The 17251-nt window shown below is 57.9% G+C and carries 12 protein-coding genes and 1 pseudogene; 10 read left to right on the top strand and 3 right to left on the bottom strand.

What is annotated here, in order from left to right:
- The first annotated feature begins 287 nt into the window (after nt 1-287).
- A complete protein-coding gene (locus E5X34_RS27275) occupies nt 288-1091 on the top strand; it encodes a hypothetical protein (RefSeq protein WP_024505378.1) in 804 nt (267 codons plus the stop codon).
- A 525-nt stretch (nt 1092-1616) separates the two neighbouring features.
- On the opposite strand, the gene E5X34_RS27280 is transcribed toward E5X34_RS27275, so the two are convergent.
- Nucleotides 1617-3722: a hypothetical protein gene (locus tag E5X34_RS27280; RefSeq protein ID WP_292571379.1), complete on the bottom strand. Its 2106-nt coding sequence runs from the start codon at nt 3720-3722 to the stop codon at nt 1617-1619.
- 1348 nt (nt 3723-5070) lie between these two features.
- Here E5X34_RS27280 and E5X34_RS27285 point away from each other — a divergent pair.
- From E5X34_RS27285 to E5X34_RS27310, 6 genes are all read left to right on the top strand, one after another.
- Complete coding sequence (locus tag E5X34_RS27285) at nt 5071-5400, top strand: hypothetical protein (RefSeq protein WP_081714433.1); 330 nt, start codon at nt 5071-5073, stop codon at nt 5398-5400.
- A gap of 71 nt (nt 5401-5471) precedes the next feature.
- On the top strand, nt 5472-5714 hold the full coding sequence (locus E5X34_RS27290; protein ID WP_224570034.1) for a nodulation protein NopA: 243 nt from the start codon (nt 5472-5474) through the stop codon (nt 5712-5714).
- 117 nt (nt 5715-5831) lie between these two features.
- Nucleotides 5832-6722 carry a hypothetical protein gene (locus E5X34_RS27295; protein WP_024505382.1) on the top strand — a complete coding sequence of 297 codons (891 nt, stop codon included), beginning with the start codon at nt 5832-5834 and terminating at the stop codon, nt 6720-6722.
- Nucleotides 6723-6954: 232 nt separating this feature from the next.
- Nucleotides 6955-9018 (top strand): type III secretion system export apparatus subunit SctV, encoded by a 2064-nt coding sequence (gene sctV / locus E5X34_RS27300; protein ID WP_063169272.1) that lies wholly within the window; start codon nt 6955-6957, stop codon nt 9016-9018.
- Between the two features lie 53 nt (nt 9019-9071).
- Nucleotides 9072-9614 carry a tetratricopeptide repeat protein gene (locus tag E5X34_RS27305; protein ID WP_082826568.1) on the top strand — a complete coding sequence of 181 codons (543 nt, stop codon included), beginning with the start codon at nt 9072-9074 and terminating at the stop codon, nt 9612-9614.
- Between the two features lie 894 nt (nt 9615-10508).
- Nucleotides 10509-10979: a MucR family transcriptional regulator gene (locus E5X34_RS27310; RefSeq protein ID WP_024505385.1), complete on the top strand. Its 471-nt coding sequence runs from the start codon at nt 10509-10511 to the stop codon at nt 10977-10979.
- Between the two features lie 228 nt (nt 10980-11207).
- Here E5X34_RS27310 and E5X34_RS27315 read toward each other — a convergent pair whose 3' ends face one another.
- Together E5X34_RS27315 and E5X34_RS27320 are read right to left on the bottom strand one after the other, a co-directional pair.
- The gene (locus tag E5X34_RS27315) at nt 11208-11420 is read right to left on the bottom strand and encodes a cold-shock protein (RefSeq protein ID WP_008874821.1); all 213 of its coding nucleotides are present in this window, start codon (nt 11418-11420) and stop codon (nt 11208-11210) included.
- 1543 nt (nt 11421-12963) lie between these two features.
- Entirely contained in the window at nt 12964-13710 is a 747-nt protein-coding gene (locus tag E5X34_RS27320; RefSeq protein WP_292176030.1) for a DUF418 domain-containing protein, read from the bottom strand.
- Nucleotides 13711-14835: 1125 nt separating this feature from the next.
- On the opposite strand from E5X34_RS27320, the gene E5X34_RS27325 reads away from it, so the two are divergent.
- The 3 genes and pseudogenes from E5X34_RS27325 (at nt 14836) to E5X34_RS27335 (ending at nt 17250) form a co-directional block, all read left to right on the top strand.
- On the top strand, nt 14836-15294 hold the full coding sequence (locus tag E5X34_RS27325; RefSeq protein WP_224570033.1) for a response regulator transcription factor: 459 nt from the start codon (nt 14836-14838) through the stop codon (nt 15292-15294).
- A 244-nt stretch (nt 15295-15538) separates the two neighbouring features.
- Nucleotides 15539-15971: pseudogene (locus E5X34_RS27330) on the top strand (helix-turn-helix domain-containing protein); the annotation flags it as partial.
- 619 nt (nt 15972-16590) lie between these two features.
- Nucleotides 16591-17250, top strand: a complete 660-nt coding sequence (locus tag E5X34_RS27335; protein ID WP_024505389.1) for a response regulator transcription factor — start codon at nt 16591-16593, stop codon at nt 17248-17250.
- Nucleotide 17251 lies beyond the last annotated feature (1 nt).

Raw genomic sequence — 17251 nt, forward strand, 5'->3', positions numbered from 1 at the left:
TGGGTCTACATCAACAAGCTCGAGCTCAAGGCCGTGGCCTGAGAACACCGCTTACAATCACTCCCCTCGGATCTGCCACCCAGCAACTACGGCAAGTCCTCCGGGCATGACCTTGCAGCCTCTGCTGGCCGGTGCGTGGCGCAGTCCGAGGTTTTGAGGCCGGCAGTGCGGATTTGATTGGTGCAGCCGTTGGAATGCCCTCGTCAGCTAGTCGTCAACTAAGCGCCCTATGTGGAACAGCCGTGCTAACTTGAGCTCGGTTGCGAAACATAGGAGTACGAATCGTCATGTATGGTCGAATTGGTGGCTCATCCGATAGTTACCGCGCGCATAATGCCGGCGAGCAATCGGATGCAGGAAGCGAAGGGTTCGCGGACACATTTGCCCGAATGCACTTATCCGGATCGGAAGGTAGCGGCGCCTCATCATCGGCGGCTCCCCAAGCATACTCCCTCAATTCCCGACCTCCTGTGGTGGAGATCAACAGGACTTCCTTCAGGAGACAGGTGAGGCAATTTCATGGTGATGAAATCACGCACATCGCCGACAATCCTCAAGAGTATTCGGAGTTCGTATCGTCACGAGCCAGGCGCACCGCGGACGTTGCTCAGCAATATGGCATCCGTCGAGATACGGAGCACGCGCGATATTTCAGTTACCAATTGGGAGACCGGAGTGCCGGACTGCTGAGAATGGAAGGCGGATTCAGCATGAACGAGTTCGAATCGGAAAGTTGGCGGGAACAATTTCCTGGTCGAACTGAGGTCACTTCCATAGTGGATCTTCAAGTCGCCCATCCGCTCGTCGAAAATGCGGGCGATATTCTGCTGGAGCATCAACTTCGGATAGACGGCGACCGACCGTTGCTGAATTGGCGTGCGGCTAATCCGGAAGCACAAGCGCGCGCGCAGACGATGGGGTTTGTTGAAGTGGATCATGGCGACCTGGTGCTTGACCCTACGCAGCATCCCGACAAATGGACGAAGAACAGTGCCGGTGAGTGGCAGCGTGCAGGCAAACCTCCACTCTATCTCCACAAAACCGAGGATAGCGACAGCAGCGATAGCGGGTCCGACGACGATTTCATGTGATTTGTCGACCCGCCGCCGAGCCTTGCAACTGGTGACGGTTGCAAGGCTGTTGGCAGTGAATGCTAATTGTCCGGCGACAGCCCCGCCTTAGCGCCAGCGCCGCCGAGCAATCCAGCCCATCTCCCAGACAATAAACTGCGGATGCGCATCGTGGGTGCTTGCGAGCGGATTGTATTCGGGCCGGAACTCCGCCTCTTGGAACCGAGCTCTCCCGAATCCAATTTTCTCCACCACACCGTTGGGTCGTTGCGATGCGCCGATCCCGATCGGATCGGCTATGCCTGCTCCGCGCTCGCAGGAAGACCTTCCGCCTCGATCTTGGCGGCGCGATCTCGGCGATAAGTTGGATGGGAGGCAAGATACGCCGCCACGTCAACAGCCGGTAACGCGACATCGCAAATCGGCCCTGACGGTAGCCGATCGACTCCAATCGCCGGACCGCAACTCGCGCAGCGGCATTCGCGGTTTGGCCAGGAGAAATGCTCGCTGACTCACAGCGTGGCCGGCCGCATTCTGAGTGCCCTGTCATGCAGCCTGCGCCGACGGGAGCTCGGCACGCGAATGGCGTGGTTGGCGGCCAAGCCCTGAGGTCAACAAGGACTTACAGAAAGCGGGGGTGAGTTTGCCGCGATGAATTATGACCTTCTCGCGACCGGACCTAGCATCGGCTTCCTCTCGCTCTCGATTGTAGCCGCGCTGTTCGTTGGATTTAACGTGGCAAGCGGTGAATTCGGAATCAGCCAGCCCTTCCAAGTTTCTGGCCATGACGGGGCGACTCGTGTGGATGTGCACCCACATCGGGCTCGGCATCGCACCATTGACCAGCATCTTGGGCTGCAGCTTCATCTCAAACAGCTTTCCTGGCTCGCCACGCAGCGCGACCGGTGCCTCCGGCGGCATCAATTCGTCGGCATTGCACAAATGTTCCAGGTATTTTTGCGCCGGAAATGCGTAGGTCTTCATGCAATCAGTCGTAATGCCGGCTTTTCCTTCATTCAATGCGTTGGCCTGTCCCAGCACCATGTTCAGCAACCCTTTGAGCTGGTCTGTGCGTTCGTGCACTTTGGGTAGCTGGGTGGAGGTGAGTAGCAGGCGTACATTACGCCCCTGCAACCCGGCGAGACAGGTTTGCATCTCAATGGCCTGGGCTCGCAGGTACTGGGCCACATCGTCCACGACCTTACCGGCCTCCTCAGGCTTCATCTGGCGCACTTGGGAGACGACGCTTTGCTGACCGGCCAGATCGAACTGCAAAAGTTCGTCCAATCGTTTGAGCCGCTCCGTCAATACCTCCATTGACAACGCGGCGCCCCCGATTGTCGAGCCTGCCCCCGACGAACTCGCAGCCACCTCTTGCGCTCTCACCTGTGTACTCGCAACTTGATCCGAGCGCGCGAGAACCTTGGCTGCTGGCACTGTGCCGGCGTTCGCAGCGACTGGTGTTGATGGCTGCCCGGCGGCAGAAAGTCCCGGCGCGAGCTGCCGACTTATGCTTTGACTTCCCTTTCCTTCGCGCTGTAGTGCCTTCTGACACTGCAGCCGTACCAGCAGTGTCAGCCGGTATCGCAGCGCCTGCCCTGGCCGGCATCGCAGCGCCCGCCTGGGCCTGTGGCGCCAGGGCGGAGACTGCAGGTTCAACAAGTGCATGGCATCGTGCGCAGTGATCCATGCATCGTCCACGATCCGTTCGAACAGTTTCAATGGGAGGCCGGCATCTGGGTAGGTATGGCTTAGCTTGGTATGCACCTCGTGCAACGCCAATCCAAAATCCGAAAGCCGCTCCATGATTTTTTCTACAACCGCGCAATCATGAGCGTTGAGTGTTTTGCCATCATCCATTATGCCCTTCGCCAAAGAGAGGGCGCGAAGAGCTTCTTGAGCGGCGCTTGCCATCAGCTGCACCACTCCATTTCGACCGACGAGGAGTTCCTTCAAATCTGGCTCGAACCTGCTCGCCCGCAGTTCAATCTTGGCCCGCGCAAGACCGATCCGCTCACGGACCAGCCAGATCCTGACACTCAGTACCGAGCCGGCACGCAGCCGCAGTGCGCACCGCTCGGCTTCCCGCATCACGGGCGTTCCACTGGATAGGCTAGCGGTGGCAGCGCAGGCGGATCGCTGCCGTTCGGAGCGCCATGCCTTTTTTTCCCACCACTTAATTGCCGCCGTATGGTGGTTCTCCACATTTAAAATCAACAGCTCCTGCCGGTCCGCCTGGGAGTAGGAGTAGAGTTTATCGACCATACCTGCCGCTTTCTTGGTCTTTTTGTCCAATTTCGTGATCGTCGACAGGCCAAGTTTGTCTACTTCATTCGCGGCGTCGCACACGATCTGGCAACATCTACGCACCTTGTCGTCTGGCATAATTGTCTGCGCCTCAGCCGCAGGCAGGCTAGCGCGGTACTCCAGAATTGCTGAGGCTGCATCGACGACCCCACTGATCAGCTCCACCGCCTCCTCGGGGACGTCGGTTTTCCTGGCCGCAGCCTCGCAATCAGTCAGTTGTTGAACAAGACTGTTCATTCTGAGCTGTGTCGGACTGATATCTTCATTTGACGATGAGCTGGTGCCTTCCACCTGCGCGGTTGATAGTTGGCTACCGACCGGCGCCATGGCTTCGCCCTCAGACATGGAGGGAGAACCGCGCCGCCTTGCGGCTGCGCCACGTGGCGCTACGGTTCCGCGTGGTGGCGCAGCGGCTCCACGTGGCGGTGTGTTCAGGATTTGATCTTCGCCAATCGAGGCGCCTGGCAGACTTTCGCGGGCATCGCCTGGACCGCGCGCAACTGGAAGGGAGGAGGGCCTCCTATCGGCGTCCCCAGAGCGCATCTGCTCCACAACGGAATCGAATGACTGTCCACCTTCTCCCGCAGCAAGACTTGATTGCGAAAGGGAACTGCTCGCCCGCCCCGCGCGGCTGGCTCCAGTTTCAGCCTGCGATTTCCGTGGTCGGCCAATGCCCTTCATATTGCGTCTCCGTAGTAGGCGAGAATGTGCTGCTATTGTGCTGGCGGCTGACGAGACCAGCGGCATCTTTCGGTTAACGTCACGGTCAGCCAGACCCGCGACGGCGTAATGTTCCCGCCAAAGTGCTTCTCAGTAGCAGGCCAAGATTGGCCCGAGCTCACAGGACTTTCGCAACGTTGCCATCGATGTCCTGAGATTATCAGCGCTTCAGTCCGCCGATTTCCAGGAACAGCGAATGAAATCAGACCAACTCGGCTAGCTCCCCTTCCTAGACACGTGCCTGACGATTTTATTGATGCGTCACTCCTCTCGTTCGCCACCGACAAAGTCACACATTTGCTTCAGAGAAGCGTGTGCGTTGCGTATCACGCGGACCATTTCGATCTATAGTTACAAAAAGTGTCGAGACGGGACCTTTGGATCCGAAGGTCAGGCACGGCCGGCCTAGATAGACCGCTTGGCTGACGATTAGCTGACGATGGGAGTTCTCACGAACAGGGCAAGAAAATCCGACCGCTTCAAGCTTTCGATATGGTGAGAAGAGGATCCGCACCGGCCTCCCAAAGCCGGCAGACCATCCCATGTTCGTACGGTCGCCGACCTTCTCGAAGCCAATGAGCTCACCGCGCCGGGCCGTGATGTGCAGGCGAGAGAATGGTGATGCAAAGACCGAGTTCCTGCTCGTTGCGTGCGCCCGTGGAGCCAGCAAGAATACGGTCATTGCGGTCATGCAGCACGTGGACCGTGTCTCCTGTTCGACACCACAGCATCGAGGATGCAAACGAGCTGCTGCGGCTGCCATTCGGTCGCGGCATGCGTGGACGGCGGGATTGGCCGAACAGCCGAGATCGTGGTCGACTGTTCGATGCGAGAGCAACATCCTGCAGAGCATACGTTTTTGCGCTGGCCGGTTTTTGTCAAAAGCCGTCAGGTTCTCGAAAGCTCCCGCCCTTAGCTTGATCGAGGCTAACCTTTAACACGTCGCCGCCAATGGCAAATGCCGGAGTACCTGATGATAGCAGCAATTGGGAGTGGAGTTGGCAACCTCGGGACTTCCTTGATCCGAAAGGGCCATGGGGATTCGAAATCCGAGCATTCTGGTGATGGCAAGCCGGCTGATGGCAATGATGGCAAGCCAGCTGGTGGGAATGATGGCAAGGCAGCTGGCGGGAACGATCGGGCGGATAACCGGACCGTTTCAAATGATCAACTTCAAGACAACTCACAGTCTGCAGCACAAAGTGAAGCCTTCCAAAGTATCCTGCGATCGTTCGCGTTCCAATTCGCGAACGATGCGATGGCTGAGGCCGATGAAGCTTTGGATGACACAGAAGATGCCTGACGCGGGAAATCCGGCGTGAGGTCATACAGGCCGTTATTGACGGCACAACTCCAACAGAAAAAGGAATGATCATGGCTGCAGTTGATAATAATAAAAAATCAGGCAATACCAATACCAGTAGCGCCGGCAATACCGATAAAACTAACAGTGGCACTCCCGGCAATACAAGCGGAGCTGATGCTACTGCTTTTCAGGCGCAAGTGCAGGAACTAACCAATGTTAGCTTGGAGGCGACGAAAAGGAGTGTCCAGTTGCGCACTCTAACGACCAATCTCCAGACCATCAAGAAGGCCGCCGACGAACGCGTTTCGTAATGTCGGAAGCGGGTTTTAGACTGCCCCCTAGCGCGTCTCCTTATTGACGCGACGTAGTCCCGAAATGAGCCGCATGGCAATTGCCATGCGGCTTCTATCCTGTTTGAGAGATGCTCTGTGGATGACGCCGTTTCCCTCCGTTTCGAAGTGCGTTCGGGGCACTATTGCGGTCTGACCGGCAAGACGGATCTTCAAAAGTGTTTAATCGGCAGCGGCTTCGATGCCGATTTGGTCTTTGTCGAGCAGGGACTGGCACCGCATCACCTTCGTGTAACTCTTCTTGGCAAGTCGATCGAACTGGAGGCGCTTGCACCCGGACTCAGTATCGAGGGCAACCGGAATATCGCCGCAGGCCAGTCCGTTGTTGTGCCCCTTCCTGTCGTCCTGCTCGTAGGCGAGATGTCCATTGCTTTGTCCGTGCAGGATGCAGAGCCGCCTGGTTCGACCGGCATACCGCGCCTACCGATCGGTGTGCTCGCCATGGTCATAATCAGCTCACTCGGGATCGGCGCGCTTTCAGGCACGATCTCCTATCTTGGCAATGCAAGTGGATCGAGCCCCAATTCACTTCGGGCTGAAGTCGCGTCCAGAACGATCAGTCACCGCGCTGACAATGAACTTACGGAGGCAGCGGCCCAAGAGCTGCAGGAGGAAGTCGATCGAGCGGGTCTTCTCGACGTCAAGATTGGGTCGGCAAAGGGTGTTGTGACCGCCGAAGGCACCGTCACGTCTGAATCGGTCATCAGTTGGCAGAAGCTTCAGCAATCGTTCGATCGTCGCACCAAGGGTACTCTAACACTGGTGAACGGAGTGCTCATCAAAGAGGAGAAGGCGCCATCCGCAATCGCGGTCGAAGCTGTGTGGCATGGGGTCCAACCATATATTGTCATCGACAGCGAGAAGTATTTTGTCGGCGCCATTTTGGCTGATGGATGGGTGGTCGAACGTATTGAGGACAGCCGTGTGCTGCTGAGCAGGAATGGCCGCATTGCTGCTCTCCAATATTGAAAGCTCGCAGGCCCCATCAAGCAGCACTCTATGGCCAGCCAAACATCCTGTCGCGCTCGGTGCTGACAAGCTGGCTGCGTTGGAAACATTTGCTGCCCAGCCATTTCGCGCCTGCTTGTGGCTCTCATGCAGGGTCACGCGCTGGCCAAGGCTGAGGCGCCTTCGGAGTTCGAAAGCCACGTTTCATGGCGTAACAGCAGAGTAAGTCTCAACCGATTGCAAAGGTGTCTCGATGGCCAACGTCCTGCGTGACTTCATCAAGCGTGCGCCGGCCAGCCCGGATTTAATGGTTGCGTTGATGCTGCTTCTGGCTGTCGCGATGATGGTCATGCCTATCCCGGTCGTGGTGGTCGACGCCCTGATAGGATTCAATATGGGGTTGGCCATACTGCTGATGATGGTTGCCCTGTATGTCAGTACTCCACTTGATTTTTCCTCTTTGCCCGGCGTTATTTTGATTTCCACTGTATTCCGTCTCGCGCTCACGGTCGCAACGACGCGACTGATCCTGGCCGAGGGGGAGGCCGGCAGCATTATTCATACTTTTGGCGATTTCGTCATTTCAGGCAATATCGTGGTGGGTTTCGTCATATTTCTGGTCGTCACCATGGTGCAATTCATGGTCCTCGCGAAGGGTGCCGAACGGGTGGCAGAAGTGGCGGCGCGTTTCACGCTGGATGCTCTGCCGGGCAAGCAAATGGCGGTCGACGCAGAGCTACGCAACGGCCACATCGATGCCAACGAATCCCGCCGGCGGCGCGCCGAATTGGAGAAGGAAAGCCAACTCTATGGCGCGATGGACGGCGCGATGAAATTTGTGAAGGGCGATTCCATCGCCGGGCTGGTGGTTATCTGCATCAACATGCTGGGTGGAATTTCGATCGGCCTGCTCTCCAAGGGCATGTCCTTCGGCGAGGTACTGCATCACTACACTCTGCTGACGATAGGCGATGCATTGATATCGCAGATTCCGGCCCTTCTGCTCTCCATTACTGCGGCGACCATCGTCACCCGTGTGACTGGGACGGCGAGGATCAACCTCGGTACAGAAATGGTCAGTCAGCTCACGGCCAGCACTCGAGCCTTGCGACTGGCGGCCGGCGTCCTGGTTGTAATGGGGTTCGTTCCTGGGTTTCCCCTCCCCGTCTTTCTGATGCTGGCCGCAGTGTTCGCTGCGGTAAGCATTGTCAAGGCTGATGTGCTGGGCGCCGGCACTGCCGATGCGAAAGGTGGAACTGCAGCGGAGCCTAAGCAAGCCGCGCCTGCGAAGGAATTCCCGATCGCATTTTTTCTAGCGCCAGATCTTATGCAGGCGGTCGATCAAGCCGAATTGCAAAAACATATTGGGCGCGTTTCGCTCCTGGTCACAGCCGATCTGGGCATTATCGTTCCTCGCATCCCTGTCTTGGTTGACGAGCAGCTGCCTGAATCGCAATTCCGAATTGATGTCGAGGGCGTGCCAGTCGAACAGGACGCCTTAGATCCAAACCAGATGGCGCTCCGAGCCGATGTAGCGCACGTCGACTCGAGCGGTGTCCCCCTTAGACGTGAGCCGAAAACGGACAGACTCCCGGTTGAACATACCCCTGCAAAGGCCCTTACGGGCGCCGGCACGGAGCATAGGGCTCCCGGCGAACTCCTCGCCTTGCGCGTCCATGCAGCGTTGACCCGCTACGCACCGCGATTGGTGGGCATCCAAGAGACCCGACATTTCCTGGGCCGAATGGAGCAGGAATATTCTGAGCTTGTGAAAGAGGTGCTACGCACGACGCCGATTCCTCGGATTGCCGATGTTCTGCGCCGCCTCCTGGAGGAAGGTATCCCAATCCGCCACACCCGTCTCGTGTTGGAGGCATTGGCCGAATGGAGCGAGCGTGAGCAGAACGTTGCCCTGCTGACGGAATATGTCCGTTCTGGTTTGAAGCGACAGATCTGCCACCGCCATGCCAACACGGAGGGCATCGTGTCCGCCCTGGTCGTCGAGCGCGAGAGCGAGGATGTGATGCGTGGCGCGGTTCGAGATTCGGATGCAGGCCCCTATCTCGCACTGGAGGATCGGCAAAGCGAAGCGATGCTATCACAGATACGTCAGGTCCTTTCGAACGCAGAACCGGGTCAAACCCGCCCTATTCTGTTGACGTCGATGGATGTCCGACGTTTCGTCCGCGGCTTTCTGACGCGAAACGGGGTTGATCTCGCCGTGCTGTCTTATCAAGACCTCGCCTCCGACTTTACAATTCGCCCCGCAGGATCCGTCACACTCCCGCACGGATCGAACAGCGGATTGTTAGAGTAGTCCCACCTTTCCTAACTGAACGCCACGCGCCTCCCCGATAACTGAGAGATAACATGAATAGTAATACAGTTTCTCCATCGCCTATGTTTCTGCGCCGGAACTCACTTCTTTTTGCCGTACTCGCCATTCTGCCTTTGGGCGGTTGCGCCAGCTGGCAAAAGCCGGCTCTTTCCGTGCAGGAGACATCTTCCCCCGAGTTGCTCAGCGCCGATCAAATCGATCCGGCTATGCGCGAACGCATTTTGCGCGAAGTTGGTCAGGATGTTCAAGAGCGGGCTTTGCGGGATGAGGTGAAGCAGCACCCGGACAATGTTGATGCGGCGATACGACTTACAAATGCCTTGGTGGGCCAGAAGCGCCCGCACGAAGCGGTTGAGGTGCTCGACAGCGTCTTGGTTGCAGCCCCAGGAAACGTACGTGCATTGAATGCGAAGGGCGTGATTTTGGACATTGAGGGGCGGCATGACGCGGCACAGGCCCTGTATCGGCGAGCTCTCGAAAACGAGCCAGGCAATCAGATGGTGCAGCATAACTTCAATCTGTCGCTTGCCTTTAACGGCAAGTCCGAACAACCAAGGTTAGCACGATCGCAATAGGTGGGCACAGTGCATGCGCAGCCTGTTCCCCGGCTCGAACACGCGCTCGGCTCCCATCATAGATGGCCCCCTGAAGAGAGCCATATCTATGCAAAACAGTTGCTCCAGATCTGGCCGGCAGAGATCGGCAGGAGAGCCGGATGACATCACGCGGCCACCCGCAAGGCCACCCGCCTCGCTTCGTTGCCAGAGCGCCCTCTCCCTCGCCGGTCACCGTCTCGCAATGCGGCGACCTGGCTTAAGGCGGTCGACCGAGCGCCCGATGCAGTAGCCATGAATACGTAACGCAGCGATGGACCCGCCGGATCGTGTCGCGCTTGTGCTGGCCGTCCCTGCCATTACAGCACGGTGATTGTAGCTGGATCATATTCTAGAGGCATCGATGGTGTGGATGCCTTCGATCCAAACAATCGATTTGTTGAATTCGTCCGCCTGAGGAAATTAGCTGCGGCGATCCGACTTCCGACGCCTGCAGGCGCAAAACCAACAGCGTGAGCGCTGCGGGTCCGGAGGCAGGCTGCAAAGTGCAATCACCAGCGCTGATAAGCGGCAAGTGAAGAATGTATCGCTCGGGCAACTCCTGTGTTGTGCACGGTTGCCCCGCGAGGTGAACTGTAGCAGCTTGGCAGCTCAGCGTTCACGAAAGGAGAAAAGATTTGGGGCCAAGCAAAGACCGGCTTTTTTGATTGTCTTGCTGTATCGCTATGGTGGGGCGGGCGCGACCGCTCCCATAATTCAATACGCTGCCTTTAGCGATGGACGATGACGGGATGCGTCGCCGAGACTTCAATGGTGGAGGAGCAGCGCACCCGTCGATCCATTTGCTTTCAGCGGCAACCGCCACTATGAAGCGACACTTCGCCCAACTGTGTTTCAAGCTGCCCGGAGAAGTTTATGACAGAAGAACCCCACAAGACCGACATCCTCATCGAGCTCACTGCCGATGTTGTATCAGCCTACGTCTCCAACAACCCCGTCCCGGCGGGGGAGCTTCCTGCCCTGATCGCCCAAGTGCACGGGGCTCTAAACGGCACGGCTGGACTCATACCGGCAGAAGAGCCTGTGCCTGTAAAAAAACCTGCTGTCCCGATCAAAAAGTCGATCGAACCGGACTACATCATTAGCCTTGAAGACGGCAAGAAATTCAAATCGCTAAAGCGCCATCTGGCGACGCACTATGGTCTGACCCCAGACGAATATCGCGCCAAATGGGGTCTGCCGTCGGATTATCCCATGGTGGCGCCGAATTACGCCGCTGCGCGCTCCGCCTTGGCCAAGACCATGGGACTCGGCCGCAAACCGAAAGAGCCGGAAGCCCCAGCCACGGCGCCGGCGAAACGGACCCGCAAGAAGGTCGCAGCCTAAATCCGTATCAACAGTCGTTCGGACGCGCAGCAGCCGTTGGCCCAATCTGCGCGGAATCAAAGGGCGGGGATGAGCCCCGCCTTTCCCGTCCAAGAGCCTCATTTCCAGAGTAATTCATGATGGCTCCAGCAATCCCTGCCGCGGCATTAACTTGCATGCTCCGGCCCGGGTTTCGAGCCGTCAATGCGTTCCGGCGATGACGAACCTTGCCAAGGCTTTCCCGGACCGTTAGCCAGCCTTGCTGAGGCTGCCTGCAGAGGACTTTCCCGTGCGGCGATCCTGTTCCACCTCGTAGTTGATCTTCTGGCCCTCATTAAGGGTCGACAGGCCCGCTCGTTCAACAGCGGAAATGTGGACAAAGACATCCTGACCGCCGTTGTCAGGCTGAATAAAACCAAAACCCTTCGTGCTGTTGAACCACTTCACCGTTCCAGTCGCCATATCCATTCCTTTGTAATAAGTCGCAACTTAGGCAGGCCATTCACGCCAGCCTGATTTGTACACGAGACTTTAGGCGCATCAAAATCGGAAAATTGCAAGGCCCACTCGATCGCCTGATCTCCAGCAGCAACTGCAACATATGCGAGGCGCGTGCCAGACGAGGCGTATGCCAGACGTTTCGTCGTGCGCTGTCGCTCGAACGTTGACAGAAACAATGACACACCTTGCAAACTCGGCACATCTTGTGGACGTGCTCGGGTCGCTTCTCGACTGCGATACCCGCTCCTGACCGGGTATCGTCGGCCAAAATGAGAGTTTTTGTCATGTGCCGCCAGACCGAAAGATCAGGCGCGCAGCGACCTGCACATTCAAACCGGAACCCGCGAACCTCGATTAGCTTCTGCCTGCTCCGAAGGGCGGTAGCCTGCTCTGAGGCGGGCCACTGTCGGGTTGAAAACCAACTGTCGGGTTCGGAACCCCAGATTGTCGGCAAGGTACGCGCCGCCCACTGGTTGGCCAAAGGGGCACTGGCTCCTGATCCTGCCGCCATGCTCGCCCGATCTCAACCCGATCAAGACAGGTCTGCTCAAAACTCAAGGCGCGGCTGCGGAAGAAGGCGGCCAAAACTTTCGACGCTCTCTGCGGAACTCTCGGCGATATCTGCCAGCTGTAGGAGCCAAATCAAAAACCATTAATTGCGACAGGTGATTTTATGACATTCATTGCGAAGAGGCCAGAATGAACAGCGGAAGAGAGTAGCAGCTCTCTGGTCGCGGCGAGGTGGATCGTCGACACGATCGGCACCTGGCCCGTGCGGGGATCGCACCGCAGCCAGCACCAGAGCCAGACCTTGACCGCTTGCCTTGCTCAGGCGCCACAACAACGAGTGGCTGGAAGCAGATCCACGTGAACTCAGCGATATCGATCAGACGATGCTTACCCTCATGAAAGCCGATCCCGACGCTGTCCAGCGCCGCGAAATCCTGACCAGCATATGGCGCATCGGATGCCACCGCCTGCACACTCACCATCGACATGCCGGAACTCGGAACCAAAGGCCGCAAGCCTCGCCGGCCTCGGCAAAATGGAGCGGCCGCGCCTTCATCCGGGGCGGCCGGGCCAATGTTCGCCAGGCCCTCTACATGCCCGGCCCTTCGCCCTGCGCTTCAACCCCGACCTCAAGGCAAAATACCAGGCGCTAAAGGCGGCAGGCAAACCCGCAAAGGTCATCATCTTGTTGCGAAAGCTCCTCATCCTAGCAAACGCTCTCCTCAAGGCGCAGCGAAAATGGCCCCTAAAACCCTTGACCGAAACGGATACCTTAGCCTTTCAGGTGAGGCGGGCCGAGATAGACCAACCGCGGGTTTAACTTCGCGAGTTTAAGCTGATTATGCCGATGCAACTCTAGCGCCTGCGCGACCGTTTTAGCTTCCATCAACAAGGCGGCAGGCTGGGAGGAAGTACCCTCCCCTGCCGCGAACAAGCTTTGGACAAAGCCCCACCTTGTCCGTAATGTGATCGGGAGGCCGGGGCGCGGCGGTGCTCAGCGGATGTGACGCGCGAGATCTGCGACCCTACCCATCAGCACTTCCATCGGTCCTCGCTGGAAGATGCGCAGCCAAAGCACCGCAAAAGTGCTGATAACCACAACGAAGCCAAAGAGCGTGGACAGGCTCTCGTCTTTGAAAATGTTTATCTTCATAAGATAGGCTATTCCCGCAATGTGCAGCACATAGGCCGTCAAAGACATCGAGCCGACTGCGATTATTGGCCAGACCAGCTTTCGCAGACGCGGGAGCGCATCCACAGCGAGCATGCAAGCCGCCAAGATGATCATTGCGCAACCGGTGCTGCCCACGATCGAAAGCGTCGTTTCGCTATGAGGTGCGGCTATCCATGACGACTTGACTATAAATGACGACTTGGAAGGCTCAAAAGCGCCGTCAACGTCAGACCACCACAAGGAGGTTTCAGTCAAAGCGCGGGAACTCAGCGCGAGCAAGGATCCCCCATGGCCCAACACGGCCAGCGCGACCCCCGCCAGACCAAGGCGCCAATGCGCTGCTAGCGTATTAAGATTAAGGCGCGCGATGGCCATGCCAGCGATGAGGAAAGGAACCCAGGTCACCGCGGGATAGTAGCCGTTGACCATGAGGTTGAAGACCGGGTCGAGGAGGTTGGGGGCAACCGACAGAAGGGAGGAACGGACTTGCGGGAGAACTAATGCCGTAGCGGCAGCGATCAAGCCCAGCTGATATGCGCTGAGCCGATGGAGCGGCAATACCAACAAGAAGCAAATTCCGTAGTATTCTAGGATGACTTCGACCTGGGTACCGAGGCAGCCCAGGATTGAGCCAAGCGCGAGCAAAACAAGGGCACGAATTGCGACTCTGGCGATGGCCTGTCTACCGGCTATCCCCGACTTCGGCGCCTTGCGACCTGTAATCAGGAGGATTGAAAAACGGCCAATACGGCAAACAGGGCCGACGGCCGCCCATGGGTTAGTTCCATCAGAAACCCGACTAGTCCTCCTTCGCCGGGGTCGGGACCGAGATGGGCGGCATACATCCCGAAGACAGCCAGGCCCCGAGCGAGGTCGATGCCGACCAGCCGATCTACTACCGACCCATTCCTAGCGTCGGCAACCGGTGCCTTCATTACCATGGTAGATTCCCTTGTTGGGTGTGTGGATCGCGGGAGCCGCGATAGGAGAGCCGGTCGGCTGCTGCCGTCGCCTCGTGAAAGGGTTCAAAACATCGCGCCATCTGGCGCATCGAGCCGGCGACAGAGCTGTTCAGCCATTAGCCTGGGGTAAGAACAACAGATCGGCTCACAAAGCCTGTGTCACGGACCTGAAAAGTGGTGTCGCGGAACCGTCGTTTTTTGCATGATGGCTAAGCCGAGAGATCCACTGCACCGACGAGAGACTCAGCGACGTTAGATATCCGATCAGTACGCCGCGGCTCCGCCGGTGACGATCACCCCGGGTGTCAAGGCCAGGGCGTAAACCTGCCATAATCTGTGGTAGTGCGCCCGCGACCAATCCGTTCGACAAAGCTCGGCGCATGGTCGAGCCAATCATATTCTTCCATGTGGCTGTTGCCTGAAAAACCGAAGACGCCGTTCGCTGGTCCAGCTCCAGACCTCGGCCTGCGTCGGTCATTAGAACCGGCGCGCCTGTTTCCCAAATCAATTTGCTGATGCAGCCGCCGGGGGTCACATTGAGCAAAAGTGCCGAGTTCAGGACGGGTTTCATAGGGGCTCTTCGTTTGGCTTTGTTAACGACCCCTTTCTTGCAAGTTGTAGCTGACAGCAGCCTGAAAGCTCCCCAAATAATTCGCTGCCGCCGGTTCAGCCTATTGTCAGCTTCGACCAATAAGATGGGAGCCTTGCCCTCATACCGGAGCTCGGCAGCATGATGCGAATACTGCTCACTGAAGACGATAAGGACCTTGGAAGTGCTATGCACGATCATTTGGTGGCTGGTGGCCACGCGGTCGACTGGGCCAAGAACCTGTCCGAAGCGCGCGATTATGCAGCTGTGGTCGGCTACGACCTTATTTTGCTCGACGTTCACCTGCCGGACGGCAATGGGATCGACTATCTGCGGGAGCTGATCAAGGAACTTGAATCGGCACCGGTCATCATTCTGACAGCCTGCGATCGGATTTCGCATCGCATCGAGGGCTTCAACGCTGGAGCCGACGACTATTTGGTCAAGCCGTTCGATCTGGGGGAACTCTCAGCGCGTATCCATGCAGTGGCACGTCGCCATGGGCATTTTCCGGAGCCGCAATTTTCGGTTGGGACGCTTTCCATACAGGCAGCCGAGCGACGCCTCTTCCGCGACGGGCAGGAGGTCTACCTGACTTGACGCGGATGGGCGGTGCTCGACTACCGTCTGCCCCAGCCCTGCACGGTCGTTTCAAAAGGGAAGATCGTGGACGCGCTTTTCGGCAGACGGCGCTGATTCATACTCTAAAAGAAAATTCGGCTTCCAGTTGCCTTGGCCATGACTTTCCTTCCCGAGAGATGGGTGACAGTTCATTCCGGATAGATGGGTTACACTTTCGGCCCTTTGCAAGGAGAGCAAGGTGCCTTGGAAGGAGTGTAACGTCATGGAAGAGCGGCTGAAGTTCGTCGCCCGGCTGCTGGACGCGAGAAGATGGCGGTGCTTTGCCGGGAGTTCGATATCTCGCGCAAGACCGGCTACAAGATCCTCACGCGCTACAACGACAGCGGCCTGGAGGGCTGACGGACCGATCGCGGCGGCCCTATCGCCACGCCAATCAGCTTCCGTTTCAAATCGAGAAGCTGATTGTGCGCCTCAAGCAAGACAAGCCGACATGGGGTGCGCCGAAGATACGCGAGCGGCTGGCCCGGCTGTATCCGGATGTGCACCGGCCCGCGATCTCGGCCGTGCATGCCGTGCTCGACCGCCACGGCATGGTCGAGCGCCGCAAGCGCAGGCGCAACAGGGCGACGGGGACACCACTTTCAAACGGCTGTCGCCCTAACGATCTTTGGTGTGCCGACTACAAGGGCGAGTTCGGCAGAGAACACGGCCGGGACAGGGGATCACAAACACTTGACCGTTCCAGACCCTGGCAGTGGCGCATCGATTGACCGTTGGCTCTGTTCGTGGGCACCGAAAATAGGGCCTTCTTGGTCCTCGGCAGAGAATATGGCCCGGACGGGGGATAACAAACACTTGACCGTTCCAGACTCTGGCAGTGGCGCATCGATTGACCGTCGACTCTGTTCGCGAGCGCCGAAAATACGGACGACCCCTATGGTCAAAGTGCACTTCTGACCTGCTAGGCACTGTTCGATAACTGGAGGCACCCGCTACGGTGCCCTCGTATTTAAGACACCTGTCAGTTTCAAGCCTGGACATTGACGCGTGGCGCGGCTGCCATTCGTTGACCGCCACGTCGAATTGCCCGCCAACCAGTGTACAGCCGCCGGTGGTCACATTGAGCAAAAGTGCCGAGATCAGGAGGGGTTTCATAAGGCCTCTTCGTTTGGCTTTGTTAACGACCCCTTTCTTGCAATTGTAGCTGACAGCAGCCTGAAAGCCCCCAGATATTCGCTGGCGCCGGTTCAGCCTACTGTCAGCTTCGATCAATAAGGCAGGAGCCTTGCCCTCATACCGGAGCTCGGCAGCCTGATGCGAATACTGCTCATTGAAGACGACGACGACCTTAGAAGTGCTGTGCACGATCATTTGGTGGCTGGTGGCCACGCGGTCGACTGGGCCGAGGGCCTGTCCGGAGCGCGCGGTCATGCAGCTGTGGCCGGCTACGACGTTATTTTGCTCGACGTTCACCTGCCGGACGGCAATGGCATCGACTATCTGCGGGAGCTGATCAAGGGGCTTGATACAACGCCGGTCATCATTCTGACAGCCCGCGATCGGATTTCGCATCGCATCGAGGGGCTCAACGCTGGCGCCGACGACTATTTGGTCAAGCCGTTCGATCTGGGGGAACTCTCGGCACGCATCCGTGCAGTGGCACGTCGCCAAGGGCATTTTCCGGAGCCGCAATTTTCGGTTGGGACGCTTTCCATACAGGCAGCCGAGCGACGCCTCTTCCGCGACGGGCAGGAGGTCCACCTGTCTGGACGCGAATGGGCGGTGCTCGACTGCCTTCTACGCCGGCCCGGTTCGGTCGTTTCAAAGGGGAGGATCGAGCACGCGCTTTATTCATTCAATTCGGAGTTCGAGAGCAACACAGTGGAGGTTTATGTCAGCCGGCTCCGCAAGAAGATCGGCGGGGATAGAATAGCAACCGTGCGTGGCTCCGGATACAGGCTCGTGGTCACATGAC

The sequence above is a fragment of the Mesorhizobium sp. genome, assembly GCF_004963255.1.
Lineage (GTDB): Bacteria > Pseudomonadota > Alphaproteobacteria > Rhizobiales > Rhizobiaceae > Mesorhizobium.

Excerpts from the sequence above, each read along its gene's own strand:
- E5X34_RS27275 (WP_024505378.1), top strand. The coding sequence starts at position 288 with ATGTATGGTCGAATTGGTGGCTCATCCGATAGTTACCGCGCGCATAAT.
- E5X34_RS27280 (WP_292571379.1), bottom strand. The coding sequence starts at position 3,722 with ATGTCTGAGGGCGAAGCCATGGCGCCGGTCGGTAGCCAACTATCAACC.
- E5X34_RS27285 (WP_081714433.1), top strand. The coding sequence starts at position 5,071 with ATGATAGCAGCAATTGGGAGTGGAGTTGGCAACCTCGGGACTTCCTTG.
- E5X34_RS27290 (WP_224570034.1), top strand. The coding sequence starts at position 5,472 with ATGGCTGCAGTTGATAATAATAAAAAATCAGGCAATACCAATACCAGT.
- sctV (WP_063169272.1), top strand. The coding sequence starts at position 6,955 with ATGGCCAACGTCCTGCGTGACTTCATCAAGCGTGCGCCGGCCAGCCCG.
- E5X34_RS27305 (WP_082826568.1), top strand. The coding sequence starts at position 9,072 with ATGAATAGTAATACAGTTTCTCCATCGCCTATGTTTCTGCGCCGGAAC.
- E5X34_RS27310 (WP_024505385.1), top strand. The coding sequence starts at position 10,509 with ATGACAGAAGAACCCCACAAGACCGACATCCTCATCGAGCTCACTGCC.
- E5X34_RS27315 (WP_008874821.1), bottom strand. The coding sequence starts at position 11,420 with ATGGCGACTGGAACGGTGAAGTGGTTCAACAGCACGAAGGGTTTTGGT.
- E5X34_RS27325 (WP_224570033.1), top strand. The coding sequence starts at position 14,836 with ATGATGCGAATACTGCTCACTGAAGACGATAAGGACCTTGGAAGTGCT.
- E5X34_RS27335 (WP_024505389.1), top strand. The coding sequence starts at position 16,591 with ATGCGAATACTGCTCATTGAAGACGACGACGACCTTAGAAGTGCTGTG.